Genomic DNA, 13,759 nt, shown 5'->3' with positions numbered 1-13,759 from the left:
GCCGCTGCGGTCAGCCGCAGTGGTGGGAGCGCGCACCGCGCGGGGCCTGTGCACCGCGGCAGGCCCCGCGCCGCACGTGTGTCGCCGCTCCCGCCGTCCGAAACACGTCCGGCGGCCCGCCCCCGCGGGCCACCGCCCGGCGGTCGCCGCGGGGCCCGCCGCGACCGGCGGTCGCGTCCAGCCCCGCCGGCGGCCCAGCGGAAAGGGGACCAGGTGACCGCGCACGACACCCGCACCGCCCGAGCCGGCTCCGCGGAGCCCGCCGTCGACGTCGAGGCCCTGCGCCGGGACCTCCTCGACCGCGTCGACGGCGAAGTCCGCTTCGACGACGGCACCCGCTCGGTGTATGCCACCGACGCCTCCAACTACCGCGAGATCCCCATCGGCGCGGTGATCCCCCACAGCGTCGAGGCGGGCGCGGAGGCCGTGGCCGTGTGCCGCGAGCACGACGCGCCCCTGATCTCCCGCGGCGGCGGCACCAGTCTGGCGGGCCAGTGCTGCAACACGGCGGTGGTCATCGACTGGTCCAAGCACTGCAACCGGATCCTCGACATCGACCTGGACGCGGGCACGGCCACCGTCGAGCCGGGGATCGTGGTCGACCACCTCAACGCGCGCACGCGCGAGGAGGGCGGGGTGATATTCGGCCCCCAGCCCTCCACCCACGACCGCTGCACCCTCGGCGGCATGATCGGCAACGACTCCTGCGGCTCCACCGCCCAGGCCTACGGCAAGACCTCCGACAACATCGTCGCGCTGGAGATCCTCACCTACGACGGGTGCCGGATGTGGGTGGGCCCCACCAGCGATGAGGAGTACGAGCGCATCCAGGCCGAGGGCGGCCGGCGCGCCGAGATCCACCGCGAGCTGCGCGCCCTGGCCGAGCGCTACGGGCAGCCGATCCGGCGGCGCTTCCCCGACATCCCCCGCCGGGTCTCGGGCTACGGCCTCGACGCGCTGCTGCCGGAGAACGGATTCGACGTCGCACGGGCGCTGGTGGGCTCGGAGGGCACGCTGGCCACCGTGCTGCGCGCCCGGTTGCGGCTGTGCCACGAGCCGCCGGCGCGCACTCTGGTGATGTGCGCGTTCCACGACGTCTTCGCCGCCGCCGACGCCGTGCCGCGCATCCTGGAGTTCGACCCGATGGCCCTGGAGGGGCTCGACGACAAGCTGGTCGCCTTCGAGCACCGCAAGGGCAGCAACGCGGAGGCGCTGAAGCTGCTGCCCGACGGCGCAGGCTGGCTGATGGTGCAGTTCGGCGGCGAGGACAGCGACGAGTCCCGGCGCCGCGCCGAGGAGTTCAAGCAAGCCATGACCGGCGGCGACGACGCGCCACTGGTGGAGGTCTACGACGACCCGCGGTCCGCGTCGGCGATGTGGACGGTCCGCGAGGGCGGGCTGGGCGCCACCGCCCGGGTGCCGGCCGCGCCCGACGCCTGGCCGGGCTGGGAGGACTCGGCGGTGCCGCCGGAGCGTTTCGGCGACTACCTGCGCGACTTCCATTCGCTGCTGCAGGAGTACGGCTACGCCGACCGCTCCTCCCTCTACGGCCACTTCGGGCACGGCTGCCTGCACGTGCGCATCCCCTTCGAGCTGAGGACCGCCAAGGGCATCGCCGACTACCGCGGCTTCGTGGAGCGCGCCGCCGACCTGGCCGCCGGCTACGGCGGCTCCTTCTCCGGCGAGCACGGCGACGGCCAGGCGCGCGGCGAGCTGTGGCCGCGGATGTTCGGCCGCGACCTGATGCCGGCCTTCGCCGAGATGAAGCGGATCTTCGACCCGCAGGACCGGATGAACCCGGGCAAGCTCATCCATCCCGGCGGCGGCCCGCCCGACGGCCTCGACGAGCACCTGCGGCTGGGGGCGTCCTACTCCCCCGCCCATCCCCGGACCTACTTCGGCTACCCCGAGGACGAGGGCGACTTCCAGCGCGCCACGCTGCGGTGCGTGGGCGTGGGCTCCTGCCGCAGCGACAGCGGCGGGGTGATGTGCCCCAGCTACCGGGTCACCCGCGAGGAGGCCCACTCCACCCGCGGCCGCGCCCGCGCCCTCAACGACATGCTGCGCGGCGACGTGTTCCCCGACGGGTGGCGCTCCACCGAGGTCCGCGACGCCCTGGACCTGTGCCTGGCGTGCAAGGGCTGCAAGAGCGACTGCCCGGTCGACGTGGACATGGCCACCTATAAAGCGGAGTTCCTGTCCCACCACTACGCGGCGCGGGTGCGGCCGGGCTCGCACTACTCGATGGGATGGCTGCCGCTGTGGGCGCGGCTGGCCGCGCTGGCCCCGGGCCCGGCCAACGCGCTCAGCGCGGCGCCGGGGCTGGCCGATGCGGCCAAGCGCGTGGGCGGCATCGCCGCGGACCGCCCGATCCCCGCCTTCGCGCCGGTGCGGCTGCGCGACGCATTCCGCCGCCGCAGCAGGCGCGGCGCCGGCCGCACCGGATCGGCCTCGCGCGGCGAGGTGATCCTGTGGCCCGACACCTTCACCGACAACTTCCAGCCGGAGGTCGGCGCCGCGGCCGTGCGGGTTCTGGAGAGCGCGGGGTTCCAGGTGCGCATGCCGCGGCGCACCCTGTGCTGCGGGCTGACCTGGATCAGCACCGGGCAGCTGGCCACGGCGCGCCGGGTCATCACCCGCACGCTCTCGGCGCTGCGCGAGGACCTGCGCGCGGGGGTGCCCATCGTGGGGCTGGAGCCCTCGTGCACGGCGGTCTTCCGCGCCGACGCCGCGGACCTGTTTCCCCACGACGAGGACGTGCAGCGGCTGCACGACCAGACGTTCACGCTGGCCGAGTTCCTCAACGCGCGCGCCGCGGACTGGGATCCGCCGCGACTGGAGCGGGCCGCGATGGCCCAGCCGCACTGCCACCACCACTCGATCATGGGCTTCACCGAGGACCGGCGCCTGCTGGAGCGCACGGGCGCCGACGCGCAGGTGCTGGACGTGGGCTGCTGCGGCCTGGCCGGCAACTTCGGCTTCGAGGAGGGCCACTACGCCGTGTCGATGGCCTGCGCCGAGGACGGGCTGCTGCCCGCGGTGCGCGGCGCCGACCCCGAGGCGGTCGTGGTCGCCGACGGGTTCAGCTGCCGCACTCAGATCGAGCACGCCGATATCGGGCGCGAGGCCGTGCACCTCGCCCAGGCGCTCGATATGGCCCAGCGCGGGGGCGCGCCGCGGCACCACCCGGAGGCGGGCGCGCTGCGGATGACGCCGCGGCGCCGGGCGCCCTCCTACGACGCGGACGAGATACGCGAGCAGGCGGTGGAGGCGGGCCGCTCCGGCTCCTTCTCCACCGGCGGCACGGGCGCGGGAGCGTGATGCGGCGATGGCTTGCCAAGACCCCGCTGTCACCGGCGTCCGCGCCGCCGCCTACACCGTGCCCACCGACCGGCCTTCAGCCGACGGCACGCTGACCTGGGACTCGACGACGATCGTGATCGTGCGTGTCGCCGGCGGCGGCCATGAGGGGATCGGCTGGACCTACGGGCCGGCGGCCATCGCCGCGATCGTGCGCGACAAGTTGGAACCGGTGGTGAACGGGCGGCCCGTGCTGGATGTGTCCGCCGCGCTGGAGGCCATGGTCCGCGCCGTCCGCAACGCCGGGCGGCCCGGTGCCGTGGGCTACGCGATCTCGGCGGTGGAGACGGCGCTGTGGGACCTCAAGGCGCGGCTGCTGGGGCTGCCGCTGTACCGGCTGCTGGGGGCGATGCGCGAGGAGGTCCCGCTCTACGGCAGCGGCGGGCTGACCTCCTATGGCGACGACGAGCTGCGCCGCCAGCTCAGCGGCTGGGTGCACGAGGAGGGGTTCCCCCGCGTCAAGATCAAGATCGGCGAGTCGCGGGGCACGCGGGAGCGCCGCGACCTGGAGCGCGTGGCGCTGGCCCGCGAGGTGATCGGCGACCGGGCGGCCCTGTTCGTCGACGCCAACGGCGCCTACACGGCCAAGCAGGCCGTCCGGGTGGGCCGCGGGCTGGACGACGCCGGCGTGCGCTGGCTGGAGGAGCCGGTCTCCTCCCAGGACCTGACCGGGCTGCGGCAGGTGCGCGAGGGCGTGGCGATGGACGTCACCGCAGGGGAGTACGGCTGCACCGTCTCCTACTTCGAGGAGATGTGCGCGGCCCAGGCGGTGGACTGCCCCCAGATCGACATCACCCGCTGCGGCGGGGTGCTGGAGTTCCTGCGGATCTGCGCCGTGGCGGCCGCCCACGAGCTGGACAACTCCGGCCACTGCGCCCCCTACCTGCACCGCCACGCCGCGGCGGCGGCGCCGCGGCTGCGGCACCTGGAGTGGTTCCACGACCACGTGCGCATCGAGCAGCGGTTCTTCGACGGCGCCGACCCGCCCGAGCAGGGGGTGCTGCCGCTGGACGGGCAGCGGCCGGGGCACGGGGTGGAGCTGCGCGAGGCCGACGCGGAACCCTACCGGGTGGCTTGACCGATGGAGGATGCTGCGATGGGACGAGCACTCCGACGCAGCGCCTTTACGGTGTAGATTCCGATGTCGGTCCGCGGGCGTGGGTGCGGTGCGCCGGGGAGGCCGCCCCCGCCGGGTCCCGGCCGGGCGCGGGCCGCCGCGCAGGCGGTCAGGTCTCGTCGTCCTCGCGGTCCCTGCCGGATGCCTCCGCCCGGCCCGCCTTCTCGCCTCCGCCGCCGTGCTGGGCGCCCGAGCGGCCGTTCCACTCCGCCGGGACTCCCCTCCCCTGGTCCTCGCCCTTGTCCTGGTCGCCGTGCCGACCGCCCATGTACGGACCTCCCAACGCCGTTCCGCCCGCCCCCAGCGGGAACGCCCTTCCCGCTGCGGGCGGGCGCCGTGCCGATACCGATCGGCACCGACGATACCGAGCGCAGCGGCCCGCGCACGGCGCAGGCGCCGCCCGCGGCGGTAGTCTGCACTTCCCGCCGCCTGCCGCCGGCGGGCGGGGGTCTGAGTGAGGGAGGACGCGGTGGGCAGGTACGCCGCCCTGCTGCGGGGGATCAACGTGGGCGGGCGCAACAAGGTCCGCATGGCCGACCTGCGCGCAGTGCTGGGCGGGCTGGGCTACACCGATGCGGCGACGCTGCTGCAGAGCGGCAACGCCGCCTTCACGGCCGCCGGCACCGACCCGCTGAGTATCGGTGCCGCCATCCGGCGGGCGATCGAGACCGAACTCGGGATGGACGTGGCGGTGATGGTGCGCAGCGCGGCCGACCTGGAGCGCGTCGTCGCGGGCGTCCCCTTCCCGGTGCGCGACCCGGCCAAGTGCGCGGTGGCCTTCCTCGACACGCCCGTCGACCGCGAGCGCCTCGCGGCCCTCGACAGCGCCGCCTATGCACCCGAGGAACTGGTGCCGGGCGAGCGGGAGCTGTACCTCTACTTTCCCGACGGACTGGGCCGCGCCAAGCTGACGCCGCTGCTGGACCGCTACCTGCCCGGCCCGGCCACCGTTCGCAACTGGAACACCACCACCCGGCTGCTGGAGCTGGTCCGGCAGAGCCCCTCCTGAGGCCGCACGGAAAGGCCGCCGGCGCCTGCAGGCTCCTCCCCCGCCGCGCGGACGCGCATCGCGCGCCCGGTCAGGGCGCGGGCGTGCGGGTGCCGGCGGCCCGGGAGCGGGCGGTGAGCACGGCCAGGGCCGCCATGACGAGCAGGACGGGCAGCGTCACCGCGGTCACGGGCAGCCGCTCGTAGTACAGCAGCCCGGCGGCGCCGATGAGGGCCAGCAGCGCCGCGGCGATGAGGCGGGAGAGGGCCATCCGGCCGAACCGCGAGCGCAGGAACAGCAGGTTGCCCGCAAGGTAGATCAGGGGGCCGCCGACGGCCACGAGCACCAGCCCGGGTGTCAGGTGGTCGTGGGTGAGCCGCAGTTCCATGGACACGGCGACCACGATCGCGCCCAGGACCATCAGCGCGTGGGCGTAGGCGAAGGCGAAGCGCAGCGCCCCGGTGTGGCCCTGGCCTCCGGTCACCTCGTGCCCGGCCAGCGCGAAGTAGTTCCACCACAGCACGGTCAGCCCGGCGAAGCCCAGCAGCAGCCCGAGCAGGCTCCGGGCGTCCGGCACCCCTTCGTCGGCCAGGGCGCTGCCCATCAGCAGGATCGACTCCCCCAGGGCGATGATGAAGACCAGGCGGTTGCGCTCGGCCAGGTGCTCGGGGTCGGTGTCCCAGCGCTCCATCGGCGCGGCGACCGCGCCGGGGATCCGGAAGTTCAGCAGCGGAGCCGCGTAGTCGATCGCGACCGCGAGCAGCCACACCCACAGCCGCACCTCCGGCGGCAGCAGGGCACCGGCGATCCAGCAGACGCCGGCGAGCGCGGACCAGGTCAGCAGGGCGGTGTAGTTGGACGCCAGCTGCCGCCCCCGGAAGGCGGCGATCATGAACACCGGCCGCAGGATCCCCATGAAGACGAAACAGCCCGCGAACAGCAGCCCGGAGTCGCCGAAGGCCCCGGGAATGGCCGCGGCCATGCCGAGGGAGGCCAGCATCAGCACGGCGTTGAGCAGCTGGACGCGTGTGTTGGCCGGGTTGAGCCAGTTCATCGCCCATGCGCTGTAGTTCCAGCCCCACCAGACGGCGGCGAAGACGATCGCGGTCTCGGCGAAGCCCGCCCAGCTGAGATGGTCCAGCAGCACGTGGCTGAGCTGGATGATCGCGAAGACGTAGACGAGGTCGAAGAACAGCTCGACGGGTCCGACCTCGGAGCGCCGGTCGGGGTGCCGGGCGACGCCGCGCCACGGCGCCGCGGGGTAATCGGGGGTGTCAGTGCTCATGGCTCCACAATGGCGGCCGGGCGGGGGATTCGCACAGCTCGCACACCGTGTCGCCGGATCCCCAGGACCCGCGGCGCCGATCTTGTACCCGTGGTCACCTGTGAACGCTCACAATGACTACAGGTACAAGATCGGCGCCGGAGAGTTAGGTCGGCGAGCACTCGAACCGATCCGCGCGGGCCCGACCACCCACCGTCCTCGCCGCCCTCGTCAGGCGGGCTTTCCGGCCGACCCCACCCCGGATCGAGGCGGCCCGGCAGCGGCGGTAGCGTCGGGCACCGAGGCGGCCGGGCTGCGGCGCCGCGGCAGCGGTGCCCTCTGTGCTGCGGGGATGCGCTCGGCACGCATACGGCTTGCGCGCCGGCCGCGCGGCTTGTCGGACCTCGGTCTCCCTTCCGGTACCGAGCCGGCTGCGCCCGCGCGCCCAGGATGCGGCGGCCGCGCCGATCGGCGTGCCAACCACAGACGTGAAGAAGAGAGGCACACGACGATGAGTGAGCGGCAGGGCGGAGTCCGCCGAAACGCGCTTGCGGCGGCCGCGGTCGCGGTCGCGCTCGTTGCCGCGGGGTGCGGCGGCACGGGGCAGGCGCAGGCGCCCCAGCAGCGGGAGGGGCCCTTCCTGGAGGTGTCGGGCAGCCCCATGGCCGCCCCGCCCTACGAGTTCTCCACCGCCGGCGGAGAGCCGTGGGCCTTCGGCGACGTCGCCGACGACCGGCTGACGCTGCTCTACTTCGGCTATACCAGCTGCCCCGACGTGTGCCCGACCACCATGGCCGACGTCGACGCCGCCCTGCAGCGCATGGGCGGCAGCGCCGATGACTTCGACGTCGTGATGGTCAGCACCGACCCTCACCGCGACACCGCGAAGCAGCTGCGCGGATGGCTCGACTCGTTCAACCCGGAGTTCACCGGGGTGCGCGGCCCCATCGCCGAGGTCGTCAAGGCCGCCGAGGCCTACGGCATCCCGGTCGAGGAACCGAAGCGGACCGACGGCGACTACGAGGTCAGCCACGGCCAGCGCCTGGTCGTGCTCAACGGCGACGGCGCCGCCGTGGGCTTCTTCGACGAAGGCACCTCGCCCGAGCAGCTGAGCAGGATGCTGCCCGACCTGGCGGAGCGGTGGCTGTGAGCCCGGCGGCCGGGCGGCGGCTGCTCGCCGCCGCGGCGGCCTGCCTCACCGCCGCCGCCCTGTCCGCGTGCGGCGCAGGCGGCGGCTCCGGCGCCGCGGCCCCCTCCCCCGCCGCATCGACCGCCCGGCCCGCGGCCGGCGGCGATGCTCAACCCGACAAGGGCAGCGCCGCCCGCGGCGACATCCAAATCAGCGGGGCGTGGATGCCCGAGCCGGCCCGCCCCGACGTGGGCGCCGCCTACCTCACGATCCGCAACAGCGGGGAGGAGGACGACGCCCTGGTCGGCGCCGCGACCACGGCTTCGCAGACGGCGGAGATCCACACCACGAAGACCGCTGACAGCGGCGCGTCGGTGATGTCGGAGGTGGAGGAGGTCCCGGTGCCCGCCGGCGGCACCGCGCGCCTGGAGCCCGGCGGCTACCACCTGATGATCATGGGCATCTCCGACACGCCGGCCGTCGGCGACACCGTGACGCTGACTCTGGAGTTCGCGGGCGGAACAGAGGTGGAGGTCGACGCCCCGGTGCTGGAGCGCGCCCAGGGGCGGTGACGCCGCGCCCCCGGTCGCCGCACGGGCAAGCGGGGCGCCGATGTGCTGCAGGAGCAGGCGAGGAGTACAGCAGGCGATGAGCCGACGCGAGTCCGAGCAGGACGCGGATCCGCCCGAGGAGGGGCCGTCCGCCGGCGGGGTGTCGCGGCGCGGGCTGCTGGCCCGCGTGGGTGCCGCGGCGCTGGTCGGTGCGGGCACCGGCCTGGGGGCCGGCGAAGTGCTGGCCCCGGGCCCCGGCGCCGCCGGAGAGTCCTCGACGCCGCCGCGGCTGCGCATGGCGCAGACCCCCGCGCCCGCAGGCGGGCCCGGCCGCCTGCAACCGGGCATCATCGACACCCCGCCCGCCTTCGCCCACGTCCTCGCGCTCGACCTGGCCGGATCCGGCTCGCCGGATCGGGCCCGCGAGCGGGCGGCGTCCGTTCTGCGGGCCTGGACCGAGTCCGCGGCGCGGCTGCACCGGGAGGGGCCCGCCGCCGTCGTCCCCGGCGCCGGCGCGGCCGGCCTGCTGCCCGCGTCGCTGGGGGTCACCGTCGGGATCGGCGCCTCGCTGCTGGCCGCGACCGGGCGGCCAGACGCCCGCCCCGAGGCGCTCGCCGACCTGCCCGGCTTCGCCACCGACACGCTGCGCGAGGAGTGGTGCGGCGGGGACCTGCTGCTCCAGGTCGGCGCCGAGGACCCGATGGTCGCGGCTTCGGCCGTGCAGCACCTGCTCGCTGGTGCGCGCGAGCAGGTCCGCGTGCGCTGGGCGGTGCGCGGCTTTCGGCGAACCGCGGCGGCCGCCGAGGATCCTTCAGCCGCGCCGCGCAACCTGATGGGCCAGATCGACGGCACCAACAACCCCACCGGCTCCCTGCTGGAGCGGACCGTCCAGGTGCGCCGCGGCGCCGGTCCGGAGTGGATGGCCGGCGGCAGCTACGTGGTGGTGCGGCGGATCCGGATGCTGCTGGAGGACTGGTTCGGCGAAGACGTGGCCCACCGCGAGCGGGTGATCGGCCGCGACCTGCCCACCGGCGCCCCGCTGGGGCAGCAGGGCGCCGACGCCGAGGTCGACCTCACCGCCGAAAACCCCGACGGCGGCCCCGCCGTCCCCGACCGCGCCCACATCCGCCTGGCCAGTCCGCGGAACACCCTGGGCGCGCGCATGCTGCGCCGCGGCTACAGCTTCGACGAGGGCTGGCGCCCTGACGGCACCCGCGACGCGGGGCTGCTGTTCATGGCCTGGCAGGCCGACCCCGCCCGCGGGTTCGTGCCGGTGCAGCGCAACCTGGCCGACTCGGGCGACGCGCTCAACGAGTACATCCGCCACGAGGGCAGCGCCCTGTTCGCCGTCCCCCCTGCGGCCCGCGACGGCGACTACATCGGCCGGGCGCTGCTGGAGGGATGAGCGTTCGCGGTTGGCGGGGCGGCGCGGCGCCGCCACCTGTGCTCAGCCGCCGATGCGGGGGAAGGGCTCGGTGGAGAAGACGACCTCGACCGGGACCTCGAAGTACTGGGCGATGCGCAGCGCCAGGTGCAGGCTGGGGTTGTACTCGCCGCGCTCCAGGTAGCCCACCGTCTGGTAGTGCACGCCCAGCGCCTCGGCGAGCTGCCGCCGGGAGACGCCGCGTTCGGCGCGCAGGACGGCGATGCGGTTGTGGATGCGTTCAGCCTCACCGCCGCCGGATCCGCCGCCCGCGCCATTGCGCCGGGTGCCGCCACCGCTGTCGCCGCCGGTCCCCGTGGCCCCGGTCGCCTCGCCGCCGGTCGCCGGGGCCGCCCGCTCTGCCTTGCGCGCCCTAGCCACGCTGCAGCGCCTTCCTGCGGCCGGCCTCGACGCGGGATCCGGACTCGCGCCGCGCCATGCGGCGCAGGACCGGCACGGCGACCAGGAAGCCGGCGACCGCCCACGCGCTGAGCATCAGTGCCGCCTGGTCCAGGCGCCAGGAGTGGGCGATCTCGATGGCCAGCATCGAGTCGGGCAAAAACGCCGAGCGCATGCCCAGCGCGATCCAGTACAGCGGCATCGCCTGAGCGACCCACTGCAGCCACTCGGGGAATCCGCTGACCTGGTAGAAGACGCCGGAGACGCCCATCACGGCCATGAACGGGATCATCAGCACGGCCATGACCGAGCGCGGGTTGGCGATGAGCGAGCCCGCGATCGCGCCCAGCGGCGCCGTCGCCAGCAGGCCCAGGACCACCACCCAGGCGACGGTGGCCCAGTCGGCCGGGCCGCCCATGCTGAAACCGTCGAGGAGCAGCAGCGCCACGGCGATCAGCAGTACGACGAGCGTGGTGATCACGAGCAGGATGTGCACGGCCTTGCCCACCAGGTAGCCGGTCATCCCGTTGGGCACGGCCTTGGCGCGCAGCAGGGTGCCGTCCTCGCGCTCGGTGGCCAGCACGGAGGCGACGGTCAGCAGCCCGCCCATGATCACGGTGAGCCCCATCAGCCCCGGCAGCCACATGTTGGCGATCGGGATGTCGGTGCCGTCGACGTTCTGACCGCGCATGAACATCGCCGCCACGATGAAGACGGCGACCATGCCGAAGTGGCCGAAGAGGTCCTCCTTGCTGGTGAGCGTGTGGCGGAACTCGGCCAGGCCCCGGGCGAGGCCGGCGCGCACGGCGGTCAGGGCGGGGGTGTTCAACGGACCTCCTCGGTGAATGCCGCCGCGGCCTCATGGGCGCGGCCGGTCTCGTGGCGGTGCACCAGGCTCATGTAGGCGTCCTCCAGGCTGGCGCGGCGCACCTCGATGCCGGTGACCTCGTCGCCGGCCTCGTTCAGCAGCCCGCGCAGGAAGGCGGTGGCGTCCGGGGTGGAGTGCACGAACCGCTGCCCGCCGCGGGTCCACTTGACCTCGGCGTCGGCGGGGACCCGGGCGGCGAGCTCCTCGGCGCTGCCCTGGGCCACCACCCGGCCGCCGGCGAGGATGAGGATGCGGTCGGCGAGCTTCTCGGCCTCGTCCAGGTCGTGGGTGGTCAGCAGGATGGTGGTGTCCTCGTCGGCCAGGCCGTGGACCAGGTCGTGGAAGTCGCGGCGCGCCTCGGGATCGAACCCGGCCGTGGGCTCGTCCAGGAACAGCACCTCGGGCCGGCCGACGATGCCGATGGCGACGTCCAGGCGGCGCCGCTGCCCGCCGGAGAGGGTGTTGACCCTGCGATGGGCGCAGTCGGCGAGCCCGACCGTCTCCAGCAGCTCGCCCATCGGGCGCGGGCGGGGCCGGCCGGGTTCGGAGTAGGGGGCGTAGAAGCGGGCGAGGTAGGCGAGCAGTTCGCCGACCTGCCAGCGGCCGTGGTCGCGCCAGGACTGCATGACCACGCCCAGCCGCGCGCGCCAGCGCTCGTCGGCGGTCGCGGGGTCGGCGCCCAGCACCCGCACCTCGCCGGCCGAGCGCGCCCGGAACCCCTCCAGGATCTCCACCGTGGTGGTCTTCCCGGCGCCGTTGGGCCCCAGCAGCACCACCACCTCGCCGCGGCGGGCGTGCAGATCGACGCCGTGCAGCACATCGGTCCCGCCGTAGCGCATGCGCAGGCCCGACACCTCGACGGCGGCGTCCTGCCCGCCGGCGCCGGCCGGGGCGGCCGTGCGTGTGTCCTCCTCCACCAATGCCATAACCTTCCTACCTTCCATATGGCGTGCACTATCGTTTATAGCACTCGTACTACATATACACCAACAGATGCGACAACGCGCAGGTCAGCGAGGGAACCTCTCGGGAGGCCGACTGGCCGGAAGCGGCGCCGCGCTTGTCCCGGCCCCGCGCCTCGGCGATCATCGCCGCAGCGGCCCCGCCCGCACACCGCCGCCGCCGCAGCAGGGAGCAGCATGGACTTCGCCGCGCTCGACGCCTTCCAGCGCGACCCCTACCCCCGCTACTCCCGGGCGCGCCGGGAGCCGGGGCTGTCGTTCTCCCCGGAGCTGGACGCCTGGCTGGTGACGCGCTACGACGACGTGCGCGATGCGCTGTCCCGGCCCGAGGACCTGTCCTCGGCCGGAGCGCTGCGCCCCGACGCGGTCCCCTCGCCACAGGCGCGGGCGGAACTGGGCAAAGGCATCGGCGGAGGCGGTGTGGTGCTCTCCTCCGACGATGCGGCGCATCGGCGCTACCGGCGCCCGCACACCCGCGGCCTCTCGGCCGCCCGCGTCGACGCACTGGTCGGCACCATCGGCGAGCGCACCGCGCGCATCGTCGACGGCTTCGCCGCCGAGGGCCGCGCCGAGCTGGTGGGGCGGCTGGCGCGGGTGCTGCCCGGCGAGGTGATCGGGCACCTGCTGGGGTTGGACGAGCAGGATGTGCCGCGGGTCGTCCGCTGCGGATACCTGGCCGCCGAGCTGCTGTTCCGCCCGATGGAGCCCGGCGAGCAGGTCGCGGCCGCCCGCGAGATCGCCGCCGTGCAGCACCTGATGGACGGCTATGTGCGCAGCCGCCGCGCCGAGCCGCGCGACGACCTCATCACCGCCTTCGTCCGCGCGCTGGCCCCCGGCACCGGCGAGCTCACCCGCGACCAGCGCGCCGAATGCGTGTCCTCGCTGCAGAACCTGCTCATCGCCGGGCACCTGACCACCAGCGCCCTGATGGCGTCGATGCTGCTGCACCTGCTGCGCCACCGCGAGCAGTGGGAGGCGCTGTGCGAGGGCCCCGAGCTGATCCCCGACGCGGTCGAGGAATGCGCCCGCTACGACTCGCCCATCCAGGGGTTCCGACGCCGGGCGAGGCGGGCGACGAACCTGGGCGGCACCGAGCTGCAGGAGGGGGACGTCGTCTTCGTCTCCTTCGGCGCCGCCAACCGCGACCCCGCGCACTTCCCCCGGCCCGACCGGCTCGACATCACCCGCCGCCCTCGGCATCATCTGGGTTTCGGGCACGGGGTGCACGCCTGCCCGGGCGCCCGGCTGGCGCGCGCCCAGTTGTGTGCGGTGCTGGCCGAGCTGACCCGGCGCCTGCCCGGGCTGCGCCTGGAGCCCGACGCGCGGATCAGCATGGTGCCCACCCTCATCCACCGCTCCCCCCGGCGGCTGGACGTGCGCTGGTGAGCGGCCGCCGGGGGCGGTGTCAGGCGGGCGGGGCGGAGCTTTCGTAGCGCAGGCGGGCGCGCTCCCTGGCGCGGGCGGCGTCCTCCTCGCGCGAGCGCGGCGGCGCCGAGGTGACCAGGGACTCCAGCAGCTCCTCCGTCGCGGCGGCCACGGCCTCGACGGCGCGGTCGAAGGCCTCGCGGTTCGCGGCGGAAGGGCGGGCGCTGCCGCTGATCTTGCGGACGTACTGCAGCGCGGCCTCGCGGACTTCGCCCGAGGTGGCGGGCGGCTCGTAGTTGTGCAGGCGGCGGATGTTGCGGCACATGCCACCAC

General features: G+C 74.6%; 13 protein-coding genes. 7 read left to right on the top strand and 6 right to left on the bottom strand.

Features of this window, described 5'->3' with window-relative positions; genetic code table 11:
- Nucleotides 1–213: 213 nt before the first annotated feature.
- Both FZ103_RS05055 and FZ103_RS05050 read left to right on the top strand, forming a co-directional pair.
- A complete protein-coding gene (locus FZ103_RS05055; RefSeq protein WP_343233384.1) occupies nt 214–3,321 on the top strand; it encodes an FAD-binding and (Fe-S)-binding domain-containing protein in 3,108 nt (1,035 codons plus the stop codon).
- Nucleotides 3,322–3,328: 7 nt separating this feature from the next.
- Nucleotides 3,329–4,438: an enolase C-terminal domain-like protein gene (locus FZ103_RS05050; RefSeq protein ID WP_155999237.1), complete on the top strand. Its 1,110-nt coding sequence runs from the start codon at nt 3,329–3,331 to the stop codon at nt 4,436–4,438.
- A gap of 148 nt (nt 4,439–4,586) precedes the next feature.
- Here the strand turns inward: FZ103_RS05050 and FZ103_RS05045 are convergent, their stop codons facing one another.
- Complete coding sequence (locus FZ103_RS05045) at nt 4,587–4,745, bottom strand: hypothetical protein (protein ID WP_155999234.1); 159 nt, start codon at nt 4,743–4,745, stop codon at nt 4,587–4,589.
- Between the two features lie 201 nt (nt 4,746–4,946).
- On the opposite strand from FZ103_RS05045, the gene FZ103_RS05040 reads away from it, so the two are divergent.
- A complete protein-coding gene (locus tag FZ103_RS05040) occupies nt 4,947–5,486 on the top strand; it encodes a DUF1697 domain-containing protein (RefSeq protein WP_186355834.1) in 540 nt (179 codons plus the stop codon).
- 70 nt (nt 5,487–5,556) lie between these two features.
- Here the strand turns inward: FZ103_RS05040 and FZ103_RS05035 are convergent, their stop codons facing one another.
- Nucleotides 5,557–6,750, bottom strand: coding sequence for a low temperature requirement protein A (locus FZ103_RS05035; RefSeq protein WP_155999231.1), 1,194 nt, complete (start codon nt 6,748–6,750; stop codon nt 5,557–5,559).
- Nucleotides 6,751–7,240: 490 nt separating this feature from the next.
- Here FZ103_RS05035 and FZ103_RS05030 point away from each other — a divergent pair, with 490 nt between their 5' ends.
- The 3 genes from FZ103_RS05030 to FZ103_RS05020 all read left to right on the top strand — a co-directional run bounded on the left by FZ103_RS05030 (nt 7,241) and on the right by FZ103_RS05020 (nt 9,814).
- Nucleotides 7,241–7,879 carry an SCO family protein gene (locus FZ103_RS05030; RefSeq protein WP_186355833.1) on the top strand — a complete coding sequence of 213 codons (639 nt, stop codon included), beginning with the start codon at nt 7,241–7,243 and terminating at the stop codon, nt 7,877–7,879.
- On the top strand, nt 7,870–8,430 hold the full coding sequence (locus FZ103_RS05025; protein ID WP_343233383.1) for a copper chaperone PCu(A)C: 561 nt from the start codon (nt 7,870–7,872) through the stop codon (nt 8,428–8,430). Before FZ103_RS05030 ends, FZ103_RS05025 begins: the two co-directional genes overlap by 10 nt.
- 76 nt (nt 8,431–8,506) lie before the next feature.
- Entirely contained in the window at nt 8,507–9,814 is a 1,308-nt protein-coding gene (locus FZ103_RS05020) for a Dyp-type peroxidase (protein ID WP_155999225.1), read from the top strand.
- 42 nt (nt 9,815–9,856) lie between these two features.
- On the opposite strand, the gene FZ103_RS05015 is transcribed toward FZ103_RS05020, so the two are convergent.
- The 3 genes from FZ103_RS05015 to FZ103_RS05005 form a co-directional block, all read right to left on the bottom strand.
- Nucleotides 9,857–10,069 carry a helix-turn-helix transcriptional regulator gene (locus FZ103_RS05015; protein ID WP_186355871.1) on the bottom strand — a complete coding sequence of 71 codons (213 nt, stop codon included), beginning with the start codon at nt 10,067–10,069 and terminating at the stop codon, nt 9,857–9,859.
- A gap of 136 nt (nt 10,070–10,205) precedes the next feature.
- Entirely contained in the window at nt 10,206–11,060 is an 855-nt protein-coding gene (locus FZ103_RS05010) for an ABC transporter permease (RefSeq protein ID WP_222936508.1), read from the bottom strand.
- Nucleotides 11,057–12,025 carry an ABC transporter ATP-binding protein gene (locus FZ103_RS05005; RefSeq protein WP_155999222.1) on the bottom strand — a complete coding sequence of 323 codons (969 nt, stop codon included), beginning with the start codon at nt 12,023–12,025 and terminating at the stop codon, nt 11,057–11,059. The genes FZ103_RS05010 and FZ103_RS05005 overlap by 4 nt, the downstream gene beginning before the upstream one ends.
- A gap of 213 nt (nt 12,026–12,238) precedes the next feature.
- On the opposite strand from FZ103_RS05005, the gene FZ103_RS05000 reads away from it, so the two are divergent.
- The gene (locus FZ103_RS05000) at nt 12,239–13,447 is read left to right on the top strand and encodes a cytochrome P450 (protein ID WP_155999219.1); all 1,209 of its coding nucleotides are present in this window, start codon (nt 12,239–12,241) and stop codon (nt 13,445–13,447) included.
- Nucleotides 13,448–13,466: 19 nt separating this feature from the next.
- Here FZ103_RS05000 and FZ103_RS04995 read toward each other — a convergent pair whose 3' ends face one another.
- A complete protein-coding gene (locus FZ103_RS04995; protein WP_155999216.1) occupies nt 13,467–13,751 on the bottom strand; it encodes a DUF2277 domain-containing protein in 285 nt (94 codons plus the stop codon).
- Between the last annotated feature and the right edge of the window lie 8 nt (nt 13,752–13,759).

Source organism: Streptomonospora sp. PA3 (assembly GCF_009728995.1).
Classification (GTDB): Bacteria; Actinomycetota; Actinomycetes; order Streptosporangiales; family Streptosporangiaceae; genus Streptomonospora.
This window is presented reverse-complemented; position numbering and strand designations above follow the sequence as displayed.

Excerpts from the sequence above, each read along its gene's own strand:
- FZ103_RS05030 (WP_186355833.1), top strand. The coding sequence starts at position 7,241 with ATGAGTGAGCGGCAGGGCGGAGTCCGCCGAAACGCGCTTGCGGCGGCC.
- FZ103_RS05005 (WP_155999222.1), bottom strand. The coding sequence starts at position 12,025 with ATGGCATTGGTGGAGGAGGACACACGCACGGCCGCCCCGGCCGGCGCC.
- FZ103_RS05050 (WP_155999237.1), top strand. The coding sequence starts at position 3,329 with ATGGCTTGCCAAGACCCCGCTGTCACCGGCGTCCGCGCCGCCGCCTAC.
- FZ103_RS05000 (WP_155999219.1), top strand. The coding sequence starts at position 12,239 with ATGGACTTCGCCGCGCTCGACGCCTTCCAGCGCGACCCCTACCCCCGC.
- FZ103_RS05035 (WP_155999231.1), bottom strand. The coding sequence starts at position 6,750 with ATGAGCACTGACACCCCCGATTACCCCGCGGCGCCGTGGCGCGGCGTC.
- FZ103_RS04995 (WP_155999216.1), bottom strand. The coding sequence starts at position 13,751 with ATGTGCCGCAACATCCGCCGCCTGCACAACTACGAGCCGCCCGCCACC.
- FZ103_RS05020 (WP_155999225.1), top strand. The coding sequence starts at position 8,507 with ATGAGCCGACGCGAGTCCGAGCAGGACGCGGATCCGCCCGAGGAGGGG.
- FZ103_RS05045 (WP_155999234.1), bottom strand. The coding sequence starts at position 4,745 with ATGGGCGGTCGGCACGGCGACCAGGACAAGGGCGAGGACCAGGGGAGG.